This window comes from Bdellovibrio sp. HCB288 (genome assembly GCF_047305935.1).
GTDB lineage: Bacteria > Bdellovibrionota > Bdellovibrionia > Bdellovibrionales > Bdellovibrionaceae > Bdellovibrio.
Map to the genome: position 1 here is coordinate 3,176,687 of NZ_CP178619.1, position 23,603 is coordinate 3,200,289.

The 23,603-nt window shown below is 46.5% G+C and carries 22 protein-coding genes; 18 read left to right on the plus strand and 4 right to left on the minus strand.

What is annotated here, in order from left to right; translation table 11 throughout:
- Nucleotides 1–13: 13 nt before the first annotated feature.
- From acpP to ACLVWR_RS15595, 5 genes are all read left to right on the plus strand, one after another.
- A complete protein-coding gene (gene acpP, locus ACLVWR_RS15575; RefSeq protein WP_142700235.1) occupies nt 14–250 on the plus strand; it encodes an acyl carrier protein in 237 nt (78 codons plus the stop codon).
- Nucleotides 251–255: 5 nt separating this feature from the next.
- Nucleotides 256–1,527 carry a beta-ketoacyl-ACP synthase II gene (gene fabF, locus ACLVWR_RS15580; RefSeq protein WP_413581530.1) on the plus strand — a complete coding sequence of 424 codons (1,272 nt, stop codon included), beginning with the start codon at nt 256–258 and terminating at the stop codon, nt 1,525–1,527.
- 57 nt (nt 1,528–1,584) lie between these two features.
- Complete coding sequence (locus ACLVWR_RS15585; RefSeq protein WP_340597412.1) at nt 1,585–2,061, plus strand: RpiB/LacA/LacB family sugar-phosphate isomerase; 477 nt, start codon at nt 1,585–1,587, stop codon at nt 2,059–2,061.
- Between the two features lie 83 nt (nt 2,062–2,144).
- Nucleotides 2,145–3,392: a serine hydroxymethyltransferase gene (gene glyA, locus ACLVWR_RS15590; RefSeq protein WP_413581531.1), complete on the plus strand. Its 1,248-nt coding sequence runs from the start codon at nt 2,145–2,147 to the stop codon at nt 3,390–3,392.
- Nucleotides 3,393–3,565: 173 nt separating this feature from the next.
- A complete protein-coding gene (locus tag ACLVWR_RS15595; RefSeq protein WP_413581532.1) occupies nt 3,566–4,141 on the plus strand; it encodes a M23 family metallopeptidase in 576 nt (191 codons plus the stop codon).
- A gap of 31 nt (nt 4,142–4,172) precedes the next feature.
- Here ACLVWR_RS15595 and ACLVWR_RS15600 read toward each other — a convergent pair whose 3' ends face one another.
- The gene (locus ACLVWR_RS15600) at nt 4,173–6,389 is read right to left on the minus strand and encodes a bifunctional alpha,alpha-trehalose-phosphate synthase (UDP-forming)/trehalose-phosphatase (RefSeq protein ID WP_413581533.1); all 2,217 of its coding nucleotides are present in this window, start codon (nt 6,387–6,389) and stop codon (nt 4,173–4,175) included.
- Between the two features lie 48 nt (nt 6,390–6,437).
- Here ACLVWR_RS15600 and ACLVWR_RS15605 point away from each other — a divergent pair, with 48 nt between their 5' ends.
- Entirely contained in the window at nt 6,438–8,246 is a 1,809-nt protein-coding gene (locus ACLVWR_RS15605) for a glycoside hydrolase family 15 protein (RefSeq protein WP_413581534.1), read from the plus strand.
- A gap of 56 nt (nt 8,247–8,302) precedes the next feature.
- Here the strand turns inward: ACLVWR_RS15605 and ACLVWR_RS15610 are convergent, their stop codons facing one another.
- Nucleotides 8,303–9,283 carry a hypothetical protein gene (locus ACLVWR_RS15610; RefSeq protein ID WP_413581535.1) on the minus strand — a complete coding sequence of 327 codons (981 nt, stop codon included), beginning with the start codon at nt 9,281–9,283 and terminating at the stop codon, nt 8,303–8,305.
- Between the two features lie 415 nt (nt 9,284–9,698).
- Between ACLVWR_RS15610 and ACLVWR_RS15615 the strand changes: the two genes are divergently transcribed.
- Both ACLVWR_RS15615 and ACLVWR_RS15620 read left to right on the plus strand, forming a co-directional pair.
- A complete protein-coding gene (locus ACLVWR_RS15615; RefSeq protein WP_413581536.1) occupies nt 9,699–9,983 on the plus strand; it encodes a hypothetical protein in 285 nt (94 codons plus the stop codon).
- 153 nt (nt 9,984–10,136) lie between these two features.
- Complete coding sequence (locus tag ACLVWR_RS15620; RefSeq protein WP_413581537.1) at nt 10,137–11,303, plus strand: patatin-like phospholipase family protein; 1,167 nt, start codon at nt 10,137–10,139, stop codon at nt 11,301–11,303.
- Nucleotides 11,304–11,310: 7 nt separating this feature from the next.
- Here ACLVWR_RS15620 and ACLVWR_RS15625 read toward each other — a convergent pair whose 3' ends face one another.
- On the minus strand, nt 11,311–13,182 hold the full coding sequence (locus ACLVWR_RS15625; RefSeq protein ID WP_413581538.1) for a potassium transporter Kup: 1,872 nt from the start codon (nt 13,180–13,182) through the stop codon (nt 11,311–11,313).
- A gap of 200 nt (nt 13,183–13,382) precedes the next feature.
- Here ACLVWR_RS15625 and ACLVWR_RS15630 point away from each other — a divergent pair, with 200 nt between their 5' ends.
- The gene (locus ACLVWR_RS15630) at nt 13,383–13,556 is read left to right on the plus strand and encodes a hypothetical protein (RefSeq protein ID WP_413581540.1); all 174 of its coding nucleotides are present in this window, start codon (nt 13,383–13,385) and stop codon (nt 13,554–13,556) included.
- Here the strand turns inward: ACLVWR_RS15630 and ACLVWR_RS15635 are convergent.
- Nucleotides 13,534–14,112 (minus strand): NAD(P)H-dependent oxidoreductase, encoded by a 579-nt coding sequence (locus tag ACLVWR_RS15635; RefSeq protein WP_340597402.1) that lies wholly within the window; start codon nt 14,110–14,112, stop codon nt 13,534–13,536. The genes ACLVWR_RS15630 and ACLVWR_RS15635 overlap by 23 nt on opposite strands.
- A gap of 77 nt (nt 14,113–14,189) precedes the next feature.
- On the opposite strand from ACLVWR_RS15635, the gene ACLVWR_RS15640 reads away from it, so the two are divergent.
- The 9 genes from ACLVWR_RS15640 to ACLVWR_RS15680 all read left to right on the plus strand — a co-directional run bounded on the left by ACLVWR_RS15640 (nt 14,190) and on the right by ACLVWR_RS15680 (nt 23,602).
- Complete coding sequence (locus tag ACLVWR_RS15640) at nt 14,190–14,879, plus strand: PilZ domain-containing protein (RefSeq protein WP_413581541.1); 690 nt, start codon at nt 14,190–14,192, stop codon at nt 14,877–14,879.
- 100 nt (nt 14,880–14,979) lie between these two features.
- Nucleotides 14,980–15,846 (plus strand): M14 family zinc carboxypeptidase, encoded by an 867-nt coding sequence (locus tag ACLVWR_RS15645; RefSeq protein ID WP_340597400.1) that lies wholly within the window; start codon nt 14,980–14,982, stop codon nt 15,844–15,846.
- A gap of 234 nt (nt 15,847–16,080) precedes the next feature.
- Nucleotides 16,081–16,761 carry a MotA/TolQ/ExbB proton channel family protein gene (locus ACLVWR_RS15650; protein WP_340597399.1) on the plus strand — a complete coding sequence of 227 codons (681 nt, stop codon included), beginning with the start codon at nt 16,081–16,083 and terminating at the stop codon, nt 16,759–16,761.
- Nucleotides 16,762–16,791: 30 nt separating this feature from the next.
- Nucleotides 16,792–17,253, plus strand: coding sequence for an ExbD/TolR family protein (locus ACLVWR_RS15655; RefSeq protein ID WP_413581542.1), 462 nt, complete (start codon nt 16,792–16,794; stop codon nt 17,251–17,253).
- A gap of 4 nt (nt 17,254–17,257) precedes the next feature.
- Nucleotides 17,258–17,740 carry an ExbD/TolR family protein gene (locus tag ACLVWR_RS15660; protein WP_413581543.1) on the plus strand — a complete coding sequence of 161 codons (483 nt, stop codon included), beginning with the start codon at nt 17,258–17,260 and terminating at the stop codon, nt 17,738–17,740.
- Complete coding sequence (locus ACLVWR_RS15665) at nt 17,737–20,697, plus strand: tetratricopeptide repeat protein (RefSeq protein ID WP_413581544.1); 2,961 nt, start codon at nt 17,737–17,739, stop codon at nt 20,695–20,697. The genes ACLVWR_RS15660 and ACLVWR_RS15665 overlap by 4 nt, the downstream gene beginning before the upstream one ends.
- A complete protein-coding gene (locus ACLVWR_RS15670; protein ID WP_413581545.1) occupies nt 20,694–20,960 on the plus strand; it encodes a hypothetical protein in 267 nt (88 codons plus the stop codon). The genes ACLVWR_RS15665 and ACLVWR_RS15670 overlap by 4 nt, the downstream gene beginning before the upstream one ends.
- A gap of 9 nt (nt 20,961–20,969) precedes the next feature.
- Nucleotides 20,970–22,199, plus strand: a complete 1,230-nt coding sequence (locus ACLVWR_RS15675) for a TonB family protein (RefSeq protein ID WP_413581546.1) — start codon at nt 20,970–20,972, stop codon at nt 22,197–22,199.
- Nucleotides 22,200–22,222: 23 nt separating this feature from the next.
- Nucleotides 22,223–23,602, plus strand: coding sequence for a putative Ig domain-containing protein (locus ACLVWR_RS15680; RefSeq protein WP_413581547.1), 1,380 nt, complete (start codon nt 22,223–22,225; stop codon nt 23,600–23,602).
- Nucleotide 23,603: the final 1 nt, after the last annotated feature.

Below are 23,603 nucleotides of genomic sequence, written 5' to 3' on the forward strand. Positions count from 1 at the left end.
CCAGGAGGATTAAATGGCATTGCATCCAAAAGTAAAAGACATCATCGTAGAACAACTTGGCGTAGATCCAGATAAAGTTAAGCCTGAAGCTTCTTTCATCGACGATCTTGGTGCAGACAGCTTGGATATCGTTGAGCTAGTAATGGCTATGGAAGAAGAATTTGATCTTGAAATCCCAGACGAAGACGCTGAAAAGCTTAAGACTGTTCAAGACGTTGCTTCTTACTTGGAAAAAAAAGGTAAAGCGTAGTCTTTATGACATCCCGATTTGAACGTCCATCCATTCCACAAAGAAGAGTCGTCGTAACTGGTGTTGGCGCCGTCACTCCCCTTGGTAATACCATTGAGGAGAGCTGGTCCAATGCAAAAAAAGGTGTGACTGGCATTGCCCCGATCACCAAGTTTGATACGACAGGCTTCGATGTGACTTTTGCCGGTGAAGTGAAAGGCTTTAATGCTGATCAGTACATCGAGAAAAAAGAACAGAAGAAAATGGATGAGTTCATTCACTATTCAATCGCCGCTTCAAAAATGGCGGTTGAAATGGCGAAATTGGAGCTTTCTGAAAAAGAGAAAGCGACAACGGGAGTTATCATTGGTGTGGGTATCGGCGGGTTGCAAAACCTTGAAGAGACCTCCATCAAGATGAAAGAAAAAGGACCTGGACGTGTAAGTCCGTTCTTTATCCCAAGCGTGATCACAAACCTGGCTGCGGGTCAGGTTTCCATTGCCTTGGGTCTTAAAGGTCCAAATTATTCTGTTACATCCGCTTGCGCATCTGGTGTTCACTCTATCGGAGATGCAGTTCGCTACATCCGCGATGGTGTTGCTGATGTGATGTTGGCTGGTGGCGCAGAAGCGACTATCTGCCGTTTGGCCGTTGGTGGCTTCGCTGCGATGAGAGCTCTCTCAACTCGCAATGATGCCCCTGAAAAAGCCAGTCGTCCTTGGGATAAAGACCGTGATGGTTTTGTTCTGGGCGAAGGTGCTGCGATGTTGTGTATTGAATCTTTGGAGCACGCTGAAAAACGTGGCGCTAAGATTCTTTGCGAAATCACAGGTTACGGCGTTTCTTCAGATGCATACCACATGACTTCTCCAGCGCCTGAAGGTGCCGGTGGTTATGCGGCGATGTCCATGGCTTTGAAAGACTCCGGTCTTAAAGCCACTGATATTCAATACATCAATGCACACGGAACCAGTACTCCGGTGGGCGATGGTTTGGAAACTGCGGCGATCAAAAACCTTTTGGGTGATCACGCGAAGAATGTGATGGTCTCCAGTACTAAATCCATGACCGGGCACGCGTTGGGTGCGGCTGGTGCGATTGAATCCGCATTCTGTGTGATGGCAATTCGCGATCAGATTGCTCCGCCAACTTTGAACTTGGATAACCCAAGCGAAGACTGCGACCTGGACTATGTTCCTCACAAAGCGCGTGAGGCGAAGATCGACAACGTTCTGAACAACAGCTTCGGCTTTGGCGGAACAAATGCCTGCATGATCTTCTCTAAATTTAAAAACTAACGAAAAGCCCCTTTCAACCAGGGGCTTTTTACTTTGTACGACTTCAAGGAATTTATCATGATTATTTATATCGGCAGCGACCATGCTGGGTTGGATTTGAAACTTAAAGTAATGTCTGCAATGCCGGACATTGAATGGAAAGATCAGGGCACATTAACCGCAGACTCTGTTGATTATCCGGACTATGCCGACAAAGTTTGCAAAGAACTGACAAAGGTTGAAATCCTAAATCAAAAATCAGGAACTATTGATCCCCTGGAAGGTCCCGCAATGGGCGTGTTGATCTGCGGATCAGGACAAGGCATGGCGATCCGAGCAAACCGCTTTCCACAAATTCGCGCAGCCCTTTGCTGGAATGAAGACATTGCTCGTCTTTCACGTGAACATAATAATGCGAATATCATTGCTTTAAGTGAGCGCTTTATTTCGCCAGACCTCGCCGTGAAGATGATTAAGATCTTTTTAAGCACTAAGTTTCAGGGCGGACGACACCAGACCCGCGTGGATAAATTGGCTACCGACACTGGTTGTTGAGGCTTTTAAATTTCCCCTATTCAAGTGATAATTTTTAAGCGTCGGCCATTTTACCGGCACTTTCTTCTATTTGGAGTTTCATCATGCATTCGACGTCTTTGCCATTAAACCAAGTTGATCCTGAAGTATTCGCAGTGATTCAAAAAGAATCCGAACGCCAGCAATACGGTCTTGAGATGATCGCTTCTGAAAACTATACGTCGAAAGCCGTGATGGAAGCTCAGGGCTCCATTTTGACCAACAAGTATGCTGAAGGCTATCCAGGCAAACGCTACTACGGTGGTTGTGTTAACGTGGATACTGTTGAAACCCTGGCGATTGAACGCGCCAAAAAACTTTTCGGAATGAATTTCGCAAACGTTCAGCCGCACTCGGGCTCCCAAGCCAACATGGGTGTTTACCTGGCCGCTTGCAAAGCTGGCGACACAATCTTGGGTATGGATCTGTCCCACGGTGGACATTTGACTCACGGTTCTCCGGTGAATTTCTCCGGGATGCTATTCAAAGCAGCCTCTTACAAACTGGATCCAGAAACAGGTCGCATTAACTACGACACCATTCGTGCTGTTGCGAAAGAAACCAAACCAAGATTGATTATCGCTGGATACTCCGCGTATCCGCGCGTTCTGGATTTCGCTAGATTCAAAGAGATCGCCGTCGAAGTGGGCGCAGACCTTTTGGTCGACATGGCTCACTTTGCAGGTCTTGTGGCTACAGGCCACCACCCGTCTCCGGCTGAATATGCGGATTACGTGACTACGACGACTCACAAAACTTTGCGCGGCCCCCGTGGCGGGATGATTCTAACGAACTCTGAGGAAAAAGCGAAAATCATGAACTCGCGCATCTTCCCGGGAATTCAGGGCGGCCCCCTTGAACATGTGATCGCGGGAAAAGCTGTTGCCTTCGGTGAAGCCTTGAAGCCTGAATTCAAAGCGTACAGCCAAAAAGTGATCGACAATGCGAAGGCCTTGTCTGATGAGCTGTTGTCTCAAGGATTTAAACTGGTAACTGGCGGAACTGACAATCACTTGATGTTGATTGATCTTTCCGATCGTGAAATCACGGGCAAGGTTGCAGAAATCGCCTTGGATGAAGCTGGTATCACTGTGAATAAAAACACGGTGCCAAATGAAAAACGCTCTCCGTTTGTCACAAGTGGTATTCGAGTTGGAACGCCAGCTCTTACAACGCGTGGAATGGGAGCTTCAGAAATGAAGCAAATTGGAAAGTGGATTGCGCAGGTTTTGAACAGCGCAGACAATGCTGAGGTAAAAAACAAAGTGCACAGCGAAGTAAAAGAGATGTGCAAGCACTTCCCGATCTACTAATACTGCCTTTTGGTCGAGGCAAAGCTCTATTCCTGTCAGAGAATGAGCTTTGCCAACCCTGCTGAATGACTCAAAAATAGGCATTTTTCACCCTAGCTTTTGCGTCGTTTTTTATACCATTTAAAGTCAAAAAATCCTTTGGATACGAGCCCTTGTGGGCTATAGTTGAGGACATGACACCAGGATGGAAACAACTAGTTAACTTTGCAGGATGCATTTTCGTCACAGGACTTTTAGGGTCTTGTTCGACTTATCACACTCCATTATCACGGGAACTTTCAACAGGTTCATACTCTGCCGATCGCGGAACAGCTTCGGACCAACCACTGACAATTCATAACGAGGAACGCTCTTTTGATTGGCCTGTGGATAGCGCGCGCATGACCCGTGGCTTTTTACCAAACAAACGCAGACCTCATTTGGGTATTGATTTAGCAGCCCCTAAAGGAACGCCAATATTGGCAGCCCAGGGCGGAACAGTGATCTATGCCGGCCGTGAGTTCAAAGGTTATGGAAAAATGGTTCTGATCGAGTCTGGCGACGGCTGGGCCACATTGTATGCTCACTTCGACAAGATATTGGTTTCCGAAGGACAAAAAGTTCGCAAAGGCGAAGTCGTCGGAGCGATGGGACGCACAGGACGCGCAACTGGTGTTCACTTGCACTTTGAAATTCGTAAAAACCGTGGCCCCATCGATCCACTGCCACTTTTACCGACAACATCAGCTACTGCGACAGCGCAGCTTTAAAAAACAAAAAGGAGGGTCACCCCTCCTTTTTTTATACCCTGACTTCAGCTTCCTGATTTTCACTGACAAAACGAATCAGGTCCTTCAAGAACGGAACAACCTCACTTTGATGCTTTAAGCGATATCTGGCTGCCGTAGTGCCCTCACCGACTTTGATGGAAACTCCGGACTTACCAAGTGCAATGAACATATCTTCATCCGTACGATCATCGCCCAGACAAAGAATGGTATTACCAGCTCCTTTTTCCTTCATCAGCCAACGCACAAAACTGCCTTTGTTGCACTCAACCGCCTTGGCCTCGACAATCTTATTACCCATGCTGATTGAAACAGGCTCATTTGCCATACCGACTTGCAATTCATCATCCAACTTTTTGGACTGAAAGGCTGCAAAATCAGTCGGCGACAAGCGAAAATGCCAAACCAGGCAGGCCTTTTTCTTTTCAACGAACGACAACGGTACTCTTTCAGAATAATCGTTCATGATTCGTTCGACATGGGGATACCAGGATTGCACATCCGTCGAAATTCGACTTTCCCATGAACCATGGGGCTCACGGTAGAAAGCACCATGCTCTGCAATCAGCCCCAATTCGAGCCCTTTAAGTTGTGCATCCAAAAACTCCCGGGTGCGACCGCTGATCACATAGACATCTGCTTTTTGACCGAGCTCACGCAACAGCTCTCTGGTTTCTTCCATCAAAACCACCTGCTCAGGTCTTTTTGCAATCGGCACGATGGTCCCGTCGTAATCAACCAGAACTTTCAATCTTCCTTTTATCAAGTTTTGATTGAATTCATCAGACCATGAGCTTTTCTGAGGCTTCAGATTCTTAGGTGTCACGGCCACAACCTGATGAACTCTTTCCAGTTCTTTTAAAAAACCACGGGCCCATTTACTGGAAGAGTATCGCGATAAAATGGCCTGCAGATGCTCCATGCGGTTTGTACGCTCTTCCAGGTCCATTTGATAGGCCTGATAGATGGCATCCGCGATAGCATCGACATCCCAAGGGTTCACAATCAATGCATCACTTAAGAGCGAAGCGGCACCGGCGAATTCACTTAATATCAAAACACCTGGATCCTGAAGATCCTGGGACATCACATATTCCATGGCCACCAAATTCATACCGTCTCTCTTACTGGTGACCAGTACGGAGCTGGCCCGGCGATACAGCGCCAGGAGCTCGACTTCTGAAACAGAATTAAAAACATAATGAACCGGGTTGTAGTCCGGAGAGCCAAACTCTCCGTTGATATTACCCACCAGCTGATCGACTTCTTTTTTTATTTTCATGTAAGCCGGAACTTTTTCCCGTGTAGGAATCGCCACCTGCATAAGGGATACCTGGCCCACCATTTCCGGGTATTTTCTAAGAGCTGCCTGCAGACCCCTGAGCTTCAACTCCAACCCCTTGGTGTAATCAAGACGATCGATTCCCAAAATCATGAACGGCGCATTGCCGTTGCTTTTATAGGTCTCCACTTTCTGCAGAACCGCCTCCGAGCGGGACTTTTCCTTGATTTCATCCCCTTCGATACTGATGGGATAAACACCGAAGTGAGTGGTGCGCCCATTGTACTCTGCACGGAAAAAAGATGAATCGACTCCAAGACAGGCTTTCAGACTGACCACAAACTGGCGCAAATACGAATGTTCATGAAATCCCACCAGATCACAATTCAAAAGTCCGCGCAGAATTTCCTCGCGAACCGGCAGTTGTCTGAAAAGCTCCGCACTCGGAAATGGAATATGCAAAAAGAAACCGATTTTAATATCCGGTACCAGTTCGCGCAGATACTCAGGCAACGTCATAAAATGAAAATCATGAATCCACACAGTGACTCCAGGAGTTGCGACTTTGGCAATTTCTTGGGCCATCAATTTATTGGCCTTTTTGTACTGTTCCCAATTTTTACGATTGAAATTGGCGAGATGACTTTCATAGTGAAAAAGCGGCCAGATAATATCATTCGCAAATCCGTTGTAGTACTTGTCATACTTGTCTTTACTTAACACCACAGGGTAACAATCCAAATCCGGAAGAATCTTTTTGGAAGCCTCAGGAATCTTTGCGGCATGCGAAGCATCTGTCTCAAAACCAAACCACGCAAAAGGTTCATTCTGACAAACACCCATCAATGCTGATACCAGTCCACCACTTCCTCTTTTCAAATCACCTTTGCTATTTATACTGAACGGCAAACGATTGCTGACGAAGATTCTTTTGGACTTTGATATCATCAATTCCTCCTTTAGGATAAATGGCAGAGAACAAAGAAAGGATTGAACATGTCCGTTAAAACCAATCCATTAAATTCACACCGTTATAATTTGGGCCTCATAGGCAATTGCGCTTATTCAGGCCTGGTCGATCAAGACGCCAACATCCGCTGGTTGTGCTGGCCCCGTTTTGATTCAAGTTTTATTTTTGGGTCCTTGATAGATGATGAAAAAGGCGGAGAATTTTCGATCAAGCCTGCGACAAAGGATTTTAAATCAACACAGGAGTATATCAAGAACACAAATATTCTTTGCACTCGTTTTGAGACAAAGGATGGTGCATTTGAGGTGATAGATTTCGCACCGAGATTTAATCTCTATGAAAGATATCATAAACCCTTAATGCTGTTTCGCAAAGTAAAAAAGCTCTCGGGACAGCCGCGCATAAATGTGAAATGCCACCCAGTTGGAGATTACGGAAAAAAAATCCCACAACGCCTCACTGGCAGCAATCACATTCGCTACGAAGGACTAGAGCAACCTGTTCGACTTACTACAAATGCATCAATCAGTTACATCAACGAGGAAAAATCATTCGTTGTGAATGATGATCTTTATTTTGTTTTAAGCTGGGGTGTTCCATTCGAAGCGTCACTCGAAACGACATTTGAAGAATTCTTAAAACGCACAGAAAAATACTGGAATACCTGGGTTGAGCATTGTCATTTACCAAGTGTGTTTCAAAAAGAAGTCATTCGCTCCGCACTGGCACTTAAGCTTCATCAATATGAAGACACCGGCGCAATTACTGCGGCTACAACCACCAGCCTACCTGAGATTGATCAAGAAGGTCGCAACTGGGACTATCGCTTTTGCTGGGTGCGAGACACTTATTATACTTTGTCAGCCTTGAATTCTTTGGGACAGTTTGAAGAGATGAAAAAATACACATCCTTCATCGAGAATCTGGATATCGACAATCTGGAAAATCTGCAACCGTGCTATCGCATTGATGGCACTAAAGAGATGACCGAGATCGTAGAGGATCTCAATGGATACATGGGCAATAAACCCGTGCGCGTGGGAAATCAGGCCGGCAGTCAGATTCAGCATGATGTCTATGGCCAGGTCTTACTGACGTTCTTTAAACTTTACACTGATGAACGCCTGAATGTTAAAAAGTCATCGCCACAAATTATCAAATCGATCCTGAAACACATTGAACGTTACATGGAAGCACCGGACAACGGCGTGTGGGAATTCCGCGGCAAACAGTCAGTGCACACTTACACACTGATGTTTCATTGGGCAGGGGCTCTGGCTGCGAAGTCGATCGCGAAGTCAATCGGCGACCAGGATCTATTGGTACGTGCGGAAAAAGCCGTTCAACATGCAGCCCAATTGATTGAAAAGTCCTACTCCCATTCCAAAAAAGCTTATGCGCAGGCACTGGGCACCGACGAGATGGATGCCTGCATGCTACAGCTTATCACTCTTGGTTACTTTAAGAATAAGTCATCGGAAGCAGCCATGGATCACCTGCAGGCGATTCGTAAAGAGCTGGAGCTTTCACCGGGGTTTTTCCTGCGCTACAAACATGCGGATGATTTTGGCGTGCAGAAGTCAGCGTTTCTGGTTTGCAGTTTTTGGTATATCGAGGCTTTGGCAAGCCTCGGGCACGCAAGCGAGGCCGAGAAGCTGCTTAAGCGCGTGATCACGACACAAAATCACGTGGGGCTTATGAGCGAGGACTATGACGTTGAGATGAACAGTCAGTGGGGAAACTTCCCGCAGACCTACAGCCATGTTGGATTGATTAACTGCGCATTTGCGATTGACCGGGCATTGAACTCTCCGGCCTTCTTTATTCACGAATAAAAAAAAAGGCAGCCCTTTACTGGCTGCCTTTTTAATATCATTATGAACTAACAAAATTAGAACATGTTGATAGTTGCAGAGATACCTACGTTTGTAGTGTCTGCTTGAGCGTATTCTGGAGCGAACTGGAAGTTCGGGTACAAGTATACGTCACGAGTCATTGCGATACCCAAACCTACGGATTGAGTCCACATGTTGTGATCGAAAGTCGTTGCATCGTCATTACGGTAGTGATCGAAGCTTGATGGACGGAATACAGTTCTGAAAGAGAACATGTCGTTGAACGCGTACTCAATGAATGGGAACAAACCGATAGAGCAGTCAGAACGACCCGCACCACCGCTGGAAGCAGTGTCACCAGCATTGGCACCGTCATCAAAGAATACGTAGCTAAGAGACAAGCTCAAACCTGGCTGCCAGTTTGTATTCGGAATTTCACCCAAAACAGTCCATGAAGCAGACAAAGAAGAGTTCGCTTTGTAAACTTCAGTCATGTATGGAGTTGTATAGTAGTAGCCACCAACAGATACGGATTGTTGCAGGTCCATAGCACGGAATGAACGACCCCATGAAACATACGGAGTGGATACAGAAGCTTTTCTGTAGCCATCTTGGTTTGTAGTTTCAGAAGTGTTGTTTTGAAGTGGAGTATCGATGTTTGCACCAGCACCAAAACGAAGAGAATCACGAGCAGACAAACGGTAAGCAACCGCGATGTCAGCAGAAAGAGAAGTGTTGGAATCCGCTCCGGATACACCAGCGTAGTTTGGACGAATCGGTCCAAATGGATCTTCCAAGTTACCACCGTTGTACGTCAAATCCATTGCGATAGAAAGTTTGGATTTAGAACCAGACTCTGCACGCATTTTTGCATTTGTGATCTCTTGATCCAGATCACCTTTGTTTTGCTCGTCCTTTTTTTGAACGTCAGTTACTTTAACTGTGCTTGTGTTTGCATTTTGGTTTTCTTCAGCTTGAGCAGTTGCTACTACCAAAGTTCCCGCCAAAATCAGTGATGAAAGAATTTGTTTTTTCACCTGTTGATCCCCTTTTCGTTTTCTTTTGTTAATCGTTGTTAACCGTTAAATTTCGAACTTCATTTATTCAACGCTGCTGCTTATCAGATAGTTGTCGTTTCACATTCACTACGATTTCATCTGGAGCAATCAACTGGTCCCAAAATGGAGCCAACTTGAATATAAGCAATGAAAGTGCCAGCACTTTGGTCCCATTTCAATACCATTTCTTAACAATAACCTAATATTTCCGCTAAGAAGACGCGTTTCAGCTTAAAAACTAAGCAGATTTGATTTGAGTGAAATGACCCTAGGGACGCTCATTTTGGCTCCAGTATTGGTTTATAAATTTTCCACGCAAGGCGTCACAAGAGACTGTAATGCTACATGTTGTGAGCCCGGGAACGAGTTCGCATAATTCCTTCAAGGGGGAATCATGGTGGATCGCGAACTATATAAAGAGACCGAGTTTCTGCATGAAGTGGGCACCAACCTGAATGCCGCACTTTTTATTATCGATCGCTTGATTGAGGAAATTAAAGGTGAAGAAGGCCGCCTGGAAACAGATTCCGAAACAGAAAAGCTGTTTCATCATCTGGCGTCCTATCTGAATAAAATTGATCGCACTGTGAAAGAGCGTCGCACGACTTTGTCTGAAATATTAGAGGCTGAAAGAAGAGCCGAGCGCGAGGCTTTTAAGAGTTCCAGAAACATGCAGTAAAAAAAAAGAAGGGAGCCGTAGGCTCCCTTAGCGAGGTCTGCGCTCTTTCAAATAGAGTGGGATAGCAAATTTGAAGTCACTATCACAACCTCGTCTTGTACATAGTTTCTCTCTGTCTTCCCCCGCTCGCAAGTCCAAAAGGAGTCCGTATCTATGTCAAACCTAGGCCTGGTACTTTCAGGTGGCGGCGCACGAGGAGCTTATCAGGTCGGCGTGCTATTGGCAGTGGCGGAAATTTGCAAAAAACTTTCAATCGACAATCCATTTAAAGTCTATACAGGAGTGAGTGCCGGCGCGATCAACACTTGTGGTCTCATATCACATCCGGGGAATTTTCAGGAAGCCTGCACAGCTCTGGAAAATGTCTGGGGGAGCTTGCAAAGCCACGATGTTTTTATCTCGGATCCGATTTCTCTGACTCGCGGTGCTTTCCATTGGTTGATGGACTTATCCAGCGGAGGCATGAAGCGCACCCCGGGAAAGTCCCTGCTAAACACAGCACCCCTGCGGGATCTCATTCAGAAAAACTGCAAGTTTGAAAACATACAAAAGAAAATCGAATCAGGAAAAATTCATGGCGTGGGAATTTCCGCTTTGGATTTTCACACTTCATCAACGGTCACCTTTATTCAAGGGGCCCAGGAGATAGAATTATGGGAAAGAGTACGAAGACAGGCCGTAAGATCCCTACTCACCGTCGATCACGTGATGGCTTCATCGGCCATTCCGGTTTTATTCCCACCGACTGCAGTGGGTTCCAGGTACTTCGGGGATGGGTCGATTCGGAACTTCAGCCCCTGCGCACCCGCCATCTACATGGGTGCGGATCGCATACTGGCGATCGGAGTCCGGCGCCAGCAGGAGGTCTGTTATACTACACACGAAACAGCACCTGCTCAGGAGCCCAGTGTGGCACGTGTCGCGAGTGTCTTACTTCATGCCATCATGAGCGATGGACTTGAATTTGATATTGAAAGAATTGAACGCATCAATCTGGCTTTAAGCAAGATTGCCTCAAGTGAGCGCAAGAACTTGACAGTAAAGCCCGTCGACGTCGTCTGGGTATCACCTTCACAGGACTTTTCGAAAATCGCGGCCGAGCATGCGCACGAACTTCCTCGTATGATTCGCTACCTTCTGAAAGGCCTGGGAAGTCTGGAGGAATCCGCGGAACTCGCGAGCTTTCTTCTGTTTGAAAAGCAGTACATTCAAACTTTGCTGGAGATCGGCTATCAGGATGGCATGACTGAGCAGGAAAAAATTGAAAAGCTGCTGGGTACCAATAGACATATCGAATCCTCAGCAGCTCCCGCCTTGTAAGCAGAGTTTAAATCTCGACCTGAATCCCCACTTCGATCACCTGATTCGGAGGAATTCGGAAGAAGGCTGTTGGTCGTTGCGCATTCTTGGACATCACTGCAAACAGACGCTCACGCCAGTGCGACATATGAGGCTCATCCGGTCGTGGTGGGCCACCCTTAGTGGCGATAATAGTCTCACGGCCCAAAACAAAAGTGGTCTCGTTGACGTTGAAGTTGATGTCCTTGTTGCGGCAAGCCTCAAGGATGTGTTTCATCTTCGGAGTTTCCATGAACCCGTAATACGCAAGAATGCGGTAAAAGTTCGGAACAATCTCCTGAATGGAAATATTGTCTTTTTTGGAAACGAACGGAACCTCGCGCGTTTGAATGGTCAAAATCGCCACTCGCTGATGCAGAACTTTGTTGTGTTTTAAATTATGTAACAACGGCGCCGGCACACCCCATGGATCTCCCGACATATAGATGGCCGTACCCGGAACACGAATCGGCGGCTCACGCAGAAGCTTCAGCATGAAATCTTCTGTCGGCATGGAGCGCTCTTTCAATCGACGGAAAAGAACCTGACGGCCCTTCTGCCATGTTGTCATCAAAAGATAAATCAACGCACCAATCACCAACGGCACCCAACCCCCATGCGGGATTTTATGAATATTTGCCGCAAAAAAAGCAGCATCGATAATAAAGAACACACCAAAAATACTGAATGCCTTAAAGAAGCTCCAGTTCCACTTCTGGCGTGCAACCTCATAAGCCAGAACCGTGGTGATAACCATCGTGCCGGTTACAGCAATACCGTACGCGGCTGCCAAATTTCCGGAAGTTTTAAACGTCAAGACCAACCAGACGACACCAATAAATAAAGACCAGTTTATTGCTGGAATATAAATCTGACCAATCTCCTGGGAGGACGTGTGTACGATATTAATACGCGGACAGAAGCCCAACTGAATTGCCTGACGCGTGATTGAAAATACCCCTGAAATCAGAGCTTGTGATGCGATGAACGCCGCAGATGTACTTAAGCAAACCATGGGAATGATCGCCCATTTCGGAGCCAGCAAATAGAACGGATTTTCAATTGCCGCAGGATCTGACAACAGAAGCGCACCTTGCCCAAAATAGTTCAACACCAAGGCTGGCAAAGCCACGAAGAACCACGCCATACGAATGGGGGTTTTTCCGAAGTGCCCCATGTCAGCATAGAGAGCCTCCCCACCCGTCACAACCAGAACAACAGAGCCTAAAACCAGGAAGGCATGTACACCATTTCGGAAGAAAAATTCAATGGCGTGATGAGGCCAAAGTGCCTCAAGAATCTGCGGATTATTTACCACCCCGATGGCACCCAAGGTTCCCAGAGTTGCAAACCACAACACCAAAATCGGTCCGAAAACCACACCGATTTTACCGGTGCCGTATCTTTGCATTAAAAACAGTGCATTGATGATGAATATAGTTGTGGGAATAATGTAAGGATCAAATTTATCAGTGACGACTTTCAAACCTTCCATCGCTGACAAAACAGAAATGGCCGGAGTGATAACACCATCGCCATAAAGTAGTGCTGCACCAAACAAACCCAGAATCGTCATGATCCAGCGACGATGAGTGATGTCTTTCGTGTGCTGACTGCGCACCGCCAAGGCCATCAAAGAAAGAATTCCACCTTCACCTTTATTATCTGCGCGCATGACGAAGGCCATGTACTTCACACAGATAACCGAAATAAGTGTCCAGAAAATCAACGAGAGAATTCCGATGATGTTCTCGGGAGTGACATTCAAACCGTACTCTCCCCCGAAACATTCGCGCAAGGCGTACAACGGGCTGGTTCCGATATCACCGAATACAATTCCCAAAGCCGCGAGCGAAAGCATCGCGAGATTGGCATTTTTATGACCATGGTCTTGGTGTTCGATAGCGCAACTCCCTTAAGTTTAAAAGTTAAGTGTAGGGAATCACGAAGCTCTTGTCAGTAGCTGGACATATGTTTGTAACGCAGCACTTCACATTACGCCTTCTTCAGTTGCCTTATTTTTGTGCGTTGAGGGAAAATAGAGGTTCAGGGAGTAAACTTATGCTTCGATCTGATCATAAAAACCCGGTTCTGCGGACCATCGCCCACTCCAAGTGGGCTCTGGCAGCATTGATTTTAATCGGGCTGATCTATTTTGAAGTTCGTCTGACTGATAAGACGCTGGCTGACAACCGCCACCCAGCATCAACTACTACGACTTCTTTGACGCAATAATAGAATTTGCGTCGATTTTGAAAGCTGACAAGGCAGAAACAAAGTTTCTGAATCCTGTCGCCTGCTTCACCAGCAACTGCTTGATGGTTTCATCTTGTGGCTCACCTTCGTCATTCAAAACCTTGGGAGCATTCATGATGAAGATACGTTCTGGGTAAATAAAGGCATTGCGGTAGCCAAAGACCTGTTGCAGATGTTCAATCGGACGAAGTCCACCAAACATCCAACCCAAGCCAATAAAACACACTGGGCGATACTCAAACGTTTCAGGAAACTTCATGTGATCGATGAAGTACTTCAAAGCTCCTGGCATGGAACCGTTGTACTCAGGACAAATAACGATCAATCCTTCGGAAGCCACCAGTTTATCCAAATAAGGCTGCAATCCAGAGTGGGTTTTCCCATAATGAGGTCCGGTATGAAGGTGTTCCTTAACCTCCACCAGATCAATAATCTCGACATGCTCACCCTGAGCTTCATAAATCCCTTGAACATAATGGGCCAACTTCAGCGTTTTAGAGTCCGGGCGATCGGTGCCTGCGATAATGTACTTCATTCGTAAATCTCCTAGACAAAGTGATATACCTTTCGCTGTAATAAAGGCAATACAGATTTCAGAAGGGTGACTTGGGAATGTCGAAAATTTGGTTTATCCTCAATGAAGGACAAGTGACAGGGCCGTTTGAACCAGAGGAAATTGAATCACAAATCGCATCCATGAAAGAAGTCTCTATCTGGGGACGCGGTCAAGGTGAATGGGAAACCCCGTCCAAATGGCGCGCCAAAATCAAAAGCCTGCCACCCGTAACGGCTGCCAGCGATCAAAGCAAAACCTGGCTAACTCGCATTGAAGGCAAACCCTCCAAGACTGCTGTGATGTATTCAGACATGATCGCACAACTTAAAAAAATGACCGATCTCTCGCAGGTGGACATCTCCATTGATGGCGGCAGAACCTGGAAGGAAGTCTACGCACTTCAACAGGTCGTTGACGATCTTGGCATCAGCCGCAGATCCCACCCACGTGTACCGATTGTCGGCACGTTGGAATTTGAACCTTCTGAAACTTCCGCTTCCATCAAATGCCGCGTGATCTCCATCAGCGAAGGTGGTTTGGGTATCAACGATGCCGATGGTCTGCAAATTGGTCAAAAATTCTTTGCCACACTCTCCAGTCCGAATCTGTATCAGACGATCACCACCACTTGCGAAGTTGTCTATATAGGCAATGATGGTTATGCAGGTCTGCGCTTTGTGGGCTTACCGGAAGAATTTAAATCCTCGGTCATTGAATACGTCAGAAAGTTTGCGACAATTTCGTAGTTTTGCCTCACAAACCACCCGCAAGCTTTTAGTCCAGTTCTACTTTGGGACCGCCTTAGTCTTTTGACAAGGCCAGGAGCGAGTCCGCATCGTAATATTCATGCTAGAACTTTTATTCTCTCTATTAGTATCACCATCCAATGCGCCTGTTACCAACTATGCAACCGTTGTTCAGACTTTGCAGCAGATTCAACAAGCCAACCCTTCAACCACTGAACTTATTGATCTGGGCCCTTCTGATTCCGGTCAGAACATTATCGCCATTAAAATCGGCAATGGCGAAAGAGCCAACCTGATCGTAGGCACTCATCATGGCAACGAATACGGCTCAACAGCTGTGGCAATGGGTGCTGCAGATGCATTTGCAAAAAACCCAATCCAAGGTCACACCGTCTACATCATTCCGGTTTTGAATATCCCAGGCTTCAACAGTCGCTCCCGCTATGAGCGCGTTGGCTACAATTCAGTGGACCAAAACCGCGACTATCCAGGTCCTTGCATCACTGGAAAACCTTTTAAATCCAAAGCCACTAAGGCATTGGCGGACTTTATTGATGCCAAGAACATCATCAGCTCTGCAACTTTACACACACACTGGCCTGCAGTATTGTATCCTTGGGGCTTTTCAACTCGTGACGTGATGACCAAGGATGACGCCACATTCATTCAACTATCCAAAGATGCTGTTGTGGAAAGTGGCTATGATGTTGGGAACTCCAAGGACATGCTTTATGCAGCTGATGGCGCATTTGAAGACTATGCTTACTGGAAGCATGGTATCTGGTCTTTGTTGTTTGAAATGGGCACCACTCACAACCCGTCTGAAGCGCAAATGGCCCAAATGGTTTCCGTGAATGTTCCCGGTCTTCGCCGCTTCTTTGAGAACGCTCCAAAAGAGCGCGCTAAAGATCACGCCTTCACTGGCAAATGCGATCGCAGTATCATGCAAAGAACTCACTTGGAATAGTCTGAATTCCATTGTTATTGCAAAGGCCGGCTTTTAGCTGGCCTTTTTTTTATGCTTTCAACGACTCCATTCCGACAAAATGAATATGTCTAGCCTTCCCTAAGAGCCGCCATAAAACGTCACCTGTGCCAAATTTAGTCGCTAAAATCCTGTCAAAGCCAACACAGTCGCTTTTTATGTGGCTCAGGCCTTGCTCGTAATCTTGCGGGAAAACTTTTAACCCGGAGGAATTACATGGAATTTTTAATGTCACTTGGTCGCGGTTTTACTTCAGGAGATGCTATCTGGATGTGGACTATTCTAGCTGCTCAGATCGTGTCTGTAGCTATCATTGCTGAGCGCTCTGTTGCGCTTTTCATGAATCGCAAAGTAAATCAAAAGGATATCTCTAAAACTCTAGCTGAAGATATCAAGGCTGGAAACCTGGATAAGGCTCTACGCCGTTCAATGCAATTGGGTATGACTCAACCATTGGGTGTTGTGGCTTCTGCTGGTATCCAAGCGGCAATCGATATGGGTGGCAAAGAGGAAATCCAACTTAAAATGGACGAAGTTCTTCTTGAAGAATCCACTCGCGTGGAAAAGCGCATTGGCTTCCTGGCGATGTTTGCCAACGTAGCTACTTTGCTTGGTCTTTTGGGTACGATCACTGGTTTGATCCACTCATTTGCCGGTATCTCTAACGCAAACCCTGCAGAAAAAGCGGCGATCTTGTCACAAGGTATCTCTTTAGCGATGAATACGACAGCTTACGGTTTGATCGTAGCGGTTCCAGCTTTGATCATGTACGCGGTTCTTCAAAACAGAGCGACTCGTTTGACAGAAGACTTGAACAAAGGCGCATTGAATTTGTTCATCCAGCTTGGTTACCACTACGCTCCAGTTTCTGACAAAAAAGAAAAAGCACTTAAGTAGTAATAAAAACGCATAACTGAGAGGGCTTTTATGAGCGCATCAGGTAACGGTAACGACAAATTAAATTTCGAGCTCAATATCCTGCCGATCCTGGATATCCTTTCTGTACTCATCTGCTTTTTGCTTTTGACTGCAGTGTGGTTGCAGGTCGGTACAATTGATACCAAACAGGCCATCGGAGACAACTCCACAGCTGGCGCGACGAATCCACCGTCCCTTTGGGTTACTTTGGAAGCGGACGGCAGTGTGCAGCTTTCTTTGCGCGATATCCCCAAGGCAAAAACCCTGGAAGAGCGTATTGCAAAGTCATCAAAAGGTTTGGATTTGGCAACCCTCGAGTCACGCTTGCAGGCTTATAAAGCAAAATGGCCTGAGCTAAAAACAAGTGTTGTTCGTCCTGGAGCACAAACCAATTACGGTGATGTGATCCGCGTGATGGATAAATTGAAGCAAAACTCATTCGAAGGCGTGGGCTTGTCCCCACTAGGGTAATATTATGAGAACTTCATTCTTAAACACCAATCAAAAACGTTCCTTGCTGGCAGAAGCACAAAGCCTGAAACCAGGCTCGCGCAAAAAATCCGGCAAGGGTGGTCTTGCATTGGCACTGCCTTTGACTTCTTTGATCGACGCTTTTTCAATTATCGTGATTTATCTTTTGATCGGAACTCAATCCACCGGTCTCGAGGTTAAATCCGGCAACATCAATCTGCCGTTGGCAGATCAGGCGACCAGCGTTGAAAAGGAAATGCCGATTTTGAGAATCGAAAAGGGCAATTACTTTATTAACGACGTACGAGTTGCAGACAGCCAGCTGGGTTCAAAATTGGAATCTTTGAAGAAAGACGCCAAACAAGAGATCGAGCTTATGATCCAAGCTGACACCGAAATGAAATACGCGGACCTGGATCCAATCATTAAAGCTGGATCACTGGCAGGTATCGAAAAACTTAAATTCGCGGTGGTACCAAAACAATGAAAAACTTAAAACGCCTCCTCATTATCAGTCCAATTCTTGCGGGTGCCCTGTTCACTCAGATCGCCCGCGCGGAAAAGATGAACTCCGACACGCAGGATCTTGTCGTCGGCAAGATGGAGCGCGTTTTATCAGCGATGGATAAAAAAGATCCATCGTGGATCCCTACCCAGCAACGTCTGGCTGACACTCTGGCAGAAAGAGCGCGCACGCGCTTTATGCAGGAGATGGAATCCAATTGTGACGGCTGCAAAGGCTCCAAAGCGGACCGCCAAAAAGCAGTTGAGATTTACGAGAACTTGCTTTCGCAGGTAAAATTGAACGAACATGGTCCCATCCTGTTCCAATTGGGACATCTTTATCAAATGGCCGGTCAAAACGACAAGGCTATCGATCTTTTCCAAAGCATAGTTAAAGACGCAAAAAAGAAGAATATTGCTAAAGACATCGTCTCCCGTTCTCATGCGGAGCTGGGTGATCTTTTATTCCAAAAAGCCAAATTCAAAGACGCAAAGAATCACTATGTGATCGCGCTTCAGGATAAGAACCTGCAAAACCGTGCGTTGATCACTTACAATATGGCCTGGAGTGATTTCAACGAAGAGAAACTGGCTGCTTCAATCAAAACTTTGGAATCTCTTCTTTCCAAACCAGAACAAATCACTCGTGATACTGAAAAAGGCACTTCCTACGATCCTGTGTTTCACGCAGATATCGTGCGCGACTTGGGCACTTTCTATGCGCGCCGTAATATCTCAACTAAAGAGATCGCGCGCTTTGAAGTGCTTTCACCAAAAGAAAAGCGCAAAGAACTTCTTTTGGACTTTGCCAAAGAAGCAGACCGTGTCGGTCAAAAACAAGCCGCTCATGACATCCTAAGCCGCTACATGGATCAGGAAGGTCTGACTGAAACTGAAACATTGGAAGCTTTCGTACGTATGGCGCAAATTAACTACGACCGTGGACAAGCCGGAAAATCCACTCAGGATTTTGCCAAAGCGGCCAAAGCTTTCAAAAGCACTGATTGCAAAGAAGCTTCCAAATGTGAAGAGCTTAAAAAAACCATGAAGCGCTATGTGACAGAGCTTCACCGTTCAAAAAAATTGAAACCCGATCAGGACCTTTTGAACGCGTATGTGATCTATTCCAATACTTTCCCGCAAGATACAGAGATGACCACTCGTGGCGCGCAAGTGGCAATGGATATGGGTAAACCCGCTATTGCTGCCCAGTTGTACCGTGCGATCAGTGACAATTCTGATCTTTCCGAAAAGGACCGCCAAAACGCCCTTCTTAACGAAGTTGCGGCTGGTGAAAAATCCAATGACATTGAAATACAAAAAGCGGCTTACGTTAATTTCCTTAAGAAAGGAAAAGACGAAGGCAAGACTTTTGAAGTTCGCTACCAATTGGCGTACTTGAGCTACCAGCAAAAACAATTGAAAGAATCCGCGGTTGCGTTTAATGACCTGGCTGAAGACAAATCCGGCAAAGCAGAGCTTCGCAAAAAATCCGCGGACCTGGCGCTGGACAGCCTGGCGCAACTAAAAAACGACGAACAGATTCAGGATCTGGCAGCAAACTACGCGAGCCTTTTCCCTGGTCACAAAGCTGAATATGATTTAACAGCACGCAAAGCTTTGATGAATCAAGCGGCGGCATTGGCGAATAATCCAAACTCCAGCAAATCTGACATGCGCACTGTTTTGAAGCGCATCACATCTGCGAATCTGGCGACAGCTTCGGCAGAGGAAAAGGTTTTGTTCTACACTAACGAAAGCATCCTGGCGCAAAAACTGGGTGAAGATGCTATCTATGTGGCTGCATTACAAAAGCTGATCGCATCTGACATTCCCGCTCCTCGCAAAGAATCCTTGCTTGAGCAACTGACTGGCTACTATGAGACCAAATTGGATTTCGTCAGCGCTTATAAAACGGCTGTGCGCCTGAAAATGCCAAAAGTCTCAGAACGAGACAGAGAGTTCCGTCTGGGTACTTTGGCGGATTTGGCCAATACCAATCCTCAACGTCACTACCGTACAACCCTTAAATTGAGTCTTAAAGGTGACCGCGCCCTTGTGGTGCGCACTCGCCTGGTCTTATTGGCTTCCAACCCAGGCGCCGAACTGAAAGCTCAGGCTGGCGAACTACGCCGTAAACCAGCTTTGTTGAACGAGACTGCCCTTTTGGTTTACGCACGTCAGGGTATGACTGCTAACTTGAAGTCTGTATTGGCGATGAAAGAGATTCGCAACCGTTCGGCTGCGCAATTTATTGAAAAACAGCCTTTCTACAACAAGGCTATCAGCTTCAATAAACAGATCTCTTCCCATGGCATCAATGCGAAAAACGACCGCAGCATGCAAGCCGGCATCAAAGAGCGTATTAAGCTTCTGGGCCGTGCTGACAGCCTGTTGGCAGAAGCCAATCGCACTCGTGATATCACAGCTCAGTTGATGTCACTTGAGATCGTGGCTCGTGAAAACGATAGAATGGTTCGTGATTTGTCGAATCTTCCTATGCCGAAGGGCCTGACTGCCCAGGAGCAGGCTCAGTACATTGGGATCCTTAAATCTCAATCCAAACCTTATTTGATGAAGGCCCGCTTTGCGGAACAACGTGAGAAAGAGCTCTTAAACAGCTCCCCGGTCCTGGCGCAAATGGCTGCTGACTACCGCAATGCCCGTCCTGAGGTTCAAAACATCCTTAAACGCGAGATGACCCTGATCACTCAGCTTGAGGAAGGCGGCAAAATGAAGTCCGAAATCGCCAGTGCGCTAAATTCGTCACCGGCAAGTGCTTCTGATTTGGCCTCCGCACGCAAATCAGTGGCAGCTGAGCCTAACAACACCAGTGAGATTGTAAAACTTAAAACTCTGGAGACAAAAATGGGCCATCCGTTAATGGCTTCATATCTGGAAGGCCGTTTAAATCAATTACAGAGAGGAAAAAGCCTATGAAAAAGCTAATTTTGTTGGCCCCCTTCTTGCTTTGTATGCTGGGTGCCCAAAGCTCCTTCGCTGCAAACAAAGCAAAGAAAGCCGAAGGCAGTAAAGCGCAGCTGGGTACTTCTTTTAAGTTTGATGGAAGTGCGCTCCGCGGAAAATACCAAAGCTCTCTGAATACGAAAGCCACGGTGGAAAACGATAAATTGTTAGATGATCTTTTGGTCGGAAGAAAAGAATTTAATGACCGAATCCAAGCCGATCAAAAAAGAAACTAGGACGTAAACATGAACGCAGCAAAACTCATCATTCTGGAAAATATCGCAGGCCAAAAGGTCCGCACATTTGCCGTGGATTCAGAGTCCTTGAATATCGTGTATTTGAAGGATGCCCGCCGCGTGGAAGCGCTTGCTGATTTAAGTGTTCTTAAAAACAACGATATCGAATACAGCCTTATTAAGAAAATCAACCTTGGCAAAATGAATGAACAAGGTGAAATTCTGCAAGGATTGGGTCGCGTAAGACTGGCAACTTTTGATGACATCAACAGCCCGATCCACACTTTGCAGGAAGAGAACGATCAGGAACAGCTTAAAACTATCCTTACTCGCACGGCTGTTGGACACATTGTCGCAGTGGCTCTTATCATGATGGGCACCTGGGTTATGGCGACTTACTTCACTAAAAAGGACGAAGCTCCTTTGGTGACGATCGTATTGCCTAAACAAGAAACTCAGAAAGTCGTTCAACAAAAAGCACCTCATGTGAAGGTTTCTGAAAAGAAAATCAAACCTTCCAATAAGGTCTATAAACCAGTGGTTAAAAAACAACCTCTGAAAGTTAAGAAATACACAACCAATACAGCGAAAGCCCGCAACGTACAACGCGTTGGTGCCCTGGCTGCATTGGGCGGAACTCCAAAGGGCACTCGTGGTTACGAGGGTTTGGATAACAACTCCATGAAAGCCATCCGCTCTGCAGGTGTCGGCAATGGTGGTGGTGGTGTCGGTTCTGCAGGTCGTGGTGGTGTTAAAGGCTTCCTTCCTGGCAACGGCTTGATCGCCGGTTCTGCGGGTGAAGGTGGTCGTGCGCAATCTGCTGGTGGCTACGGCACACGTGGTGTCGGCGGCGGCCGTGCAGGTTATGGAAAAATGAATATGGTTGGCGGTACATCGGCTTCCAGTCTTCCACTTGATGCGGAAGCGACTGTTGAAGGCGGCCTGGACCGTGACCAGATTATTGCGGTGATCAACCGCAATAAAGGTCAAATCGTGTACTGCTATGAAAGAGGTCTGCAAGCACAGCCAGCTATTGGTGGTCGTGTGGCAGTCGATTTCGTGATCGGACCAAATGGTCGCATCACAACAGCACGTGTGGCTCAAAGTTCTTTGAACTCACGCATGGTTGAAGATTGCATGATCGCGAAAATGAAAAACTGGCAGTTCCCGAAACCAGTTGGAAAAGTAAACGTGGATGTTCTTTACCCGTTCGAATTGATGAGAGTTTCTTCCCGTTAATTTGAACGAATTAAGAGGTTGGTATGAAGACGGTAAAAAGTTTGATGATCGTAATCCCGGTAAGCTTGGCTCTCACAGCATGTGATGGCTGGCAAAAAAGTCCGTCTTCGGACTTAGAGGAACTGCGCGCTCAAGCGAAAGTGATTACTCAGATGGGTCCGGACAAACCGACAACCATCAATACTGAAACCGTTGTCGTTGAGAAAGTACCAGTTTACATCAAAGAAACTGACGTTACTCAGTCAATGATCATGCTAAACATCGAAGACGACCTTATGTGGGAAGCTGGCAAAGCGAAGACGGTTAAAATCCGCGCTTCCCTGCCAGTTCCTGGTGCGGCAGTTACGCTGACTGCTGCAAACCTTCCTGAAGGCGCTACATTGAATCCTTCTTCCGCCAAAGACATTTATAACCTGACTTGGACTCCAAGCCTGGTGCAAGAAAGCACTCTGGTAAAAATCCCTGTGAAATTCACAGTGACTATTACCAATGGCGGACAAGCCAAGAACGCGGCTGCACTTAAAGGCATGACAAAAGAGCTAAATCAAAACATCCTGGTTTCTCAAACTGAGTTGGCTCCCACTGAATTGTCCGTAACTGGAATCGGCGCTGAAGTTTCTGAAGACCAATTGACACCATTCACTGTGATCGTAAAAGTTCCAGGTATCGATGGTAAATCCACTCAAAAACCACGTGTTGTTATCAGTTACGATGGCGCAGCTATCCAAACTGGCAAAGACTATCAGGAACTTGATGGCTCTCGCTATGTGATCGCAGACATCAACAAAAAAGATGCTGAATACCTTGGCGATTCAAAATGGAAAGTAAGCTATATCTTCGATACTAAAAATATCGCAGTTCAACCACAGCTTAACAAAGACGGTACTATTATGTTGCAAGCCGATGGCACTCGCATTCGCTTCAGCGTAAAAGCTTACGGCGCTAACGGCCGTTCAGCTCCAGAAACTCTTGTTCAGGCTAAAATCCTTTACACAAAAACTATCACAGCTCCCCGCTTTGACGTTTCTGGTTTGGGCAAACAAGGCCTGGAAGTTTCCCCTGGCGAAAAAATCGTTCTTCAGTTCTCAGCTTCTTCCAACAACAGAAATGCTGCTGTTAACGTGGAAACGAAATCTTCAACTCTTCCCGGCAATCCACAAGTTGCATGCGTAACTTCTGCGGTGGGCGCTTCCAAACAGGATTGCACGCTGACTTGGGAAGTTCCTTGTGATGCAACTTCAAAAACCCTGAAGGGCTCCATCCCAATGGCTGCGACCAGCACATTGAATGGTCGTATCAGTGATGTGACAGACTACTCTTTGAAAACGGTTAAAACTGCCAAAGACAAAGGTCTATGTGCGGCACCAGCTCAAACAGCTGTTAAAACTGCGGAGGCGAAATAGT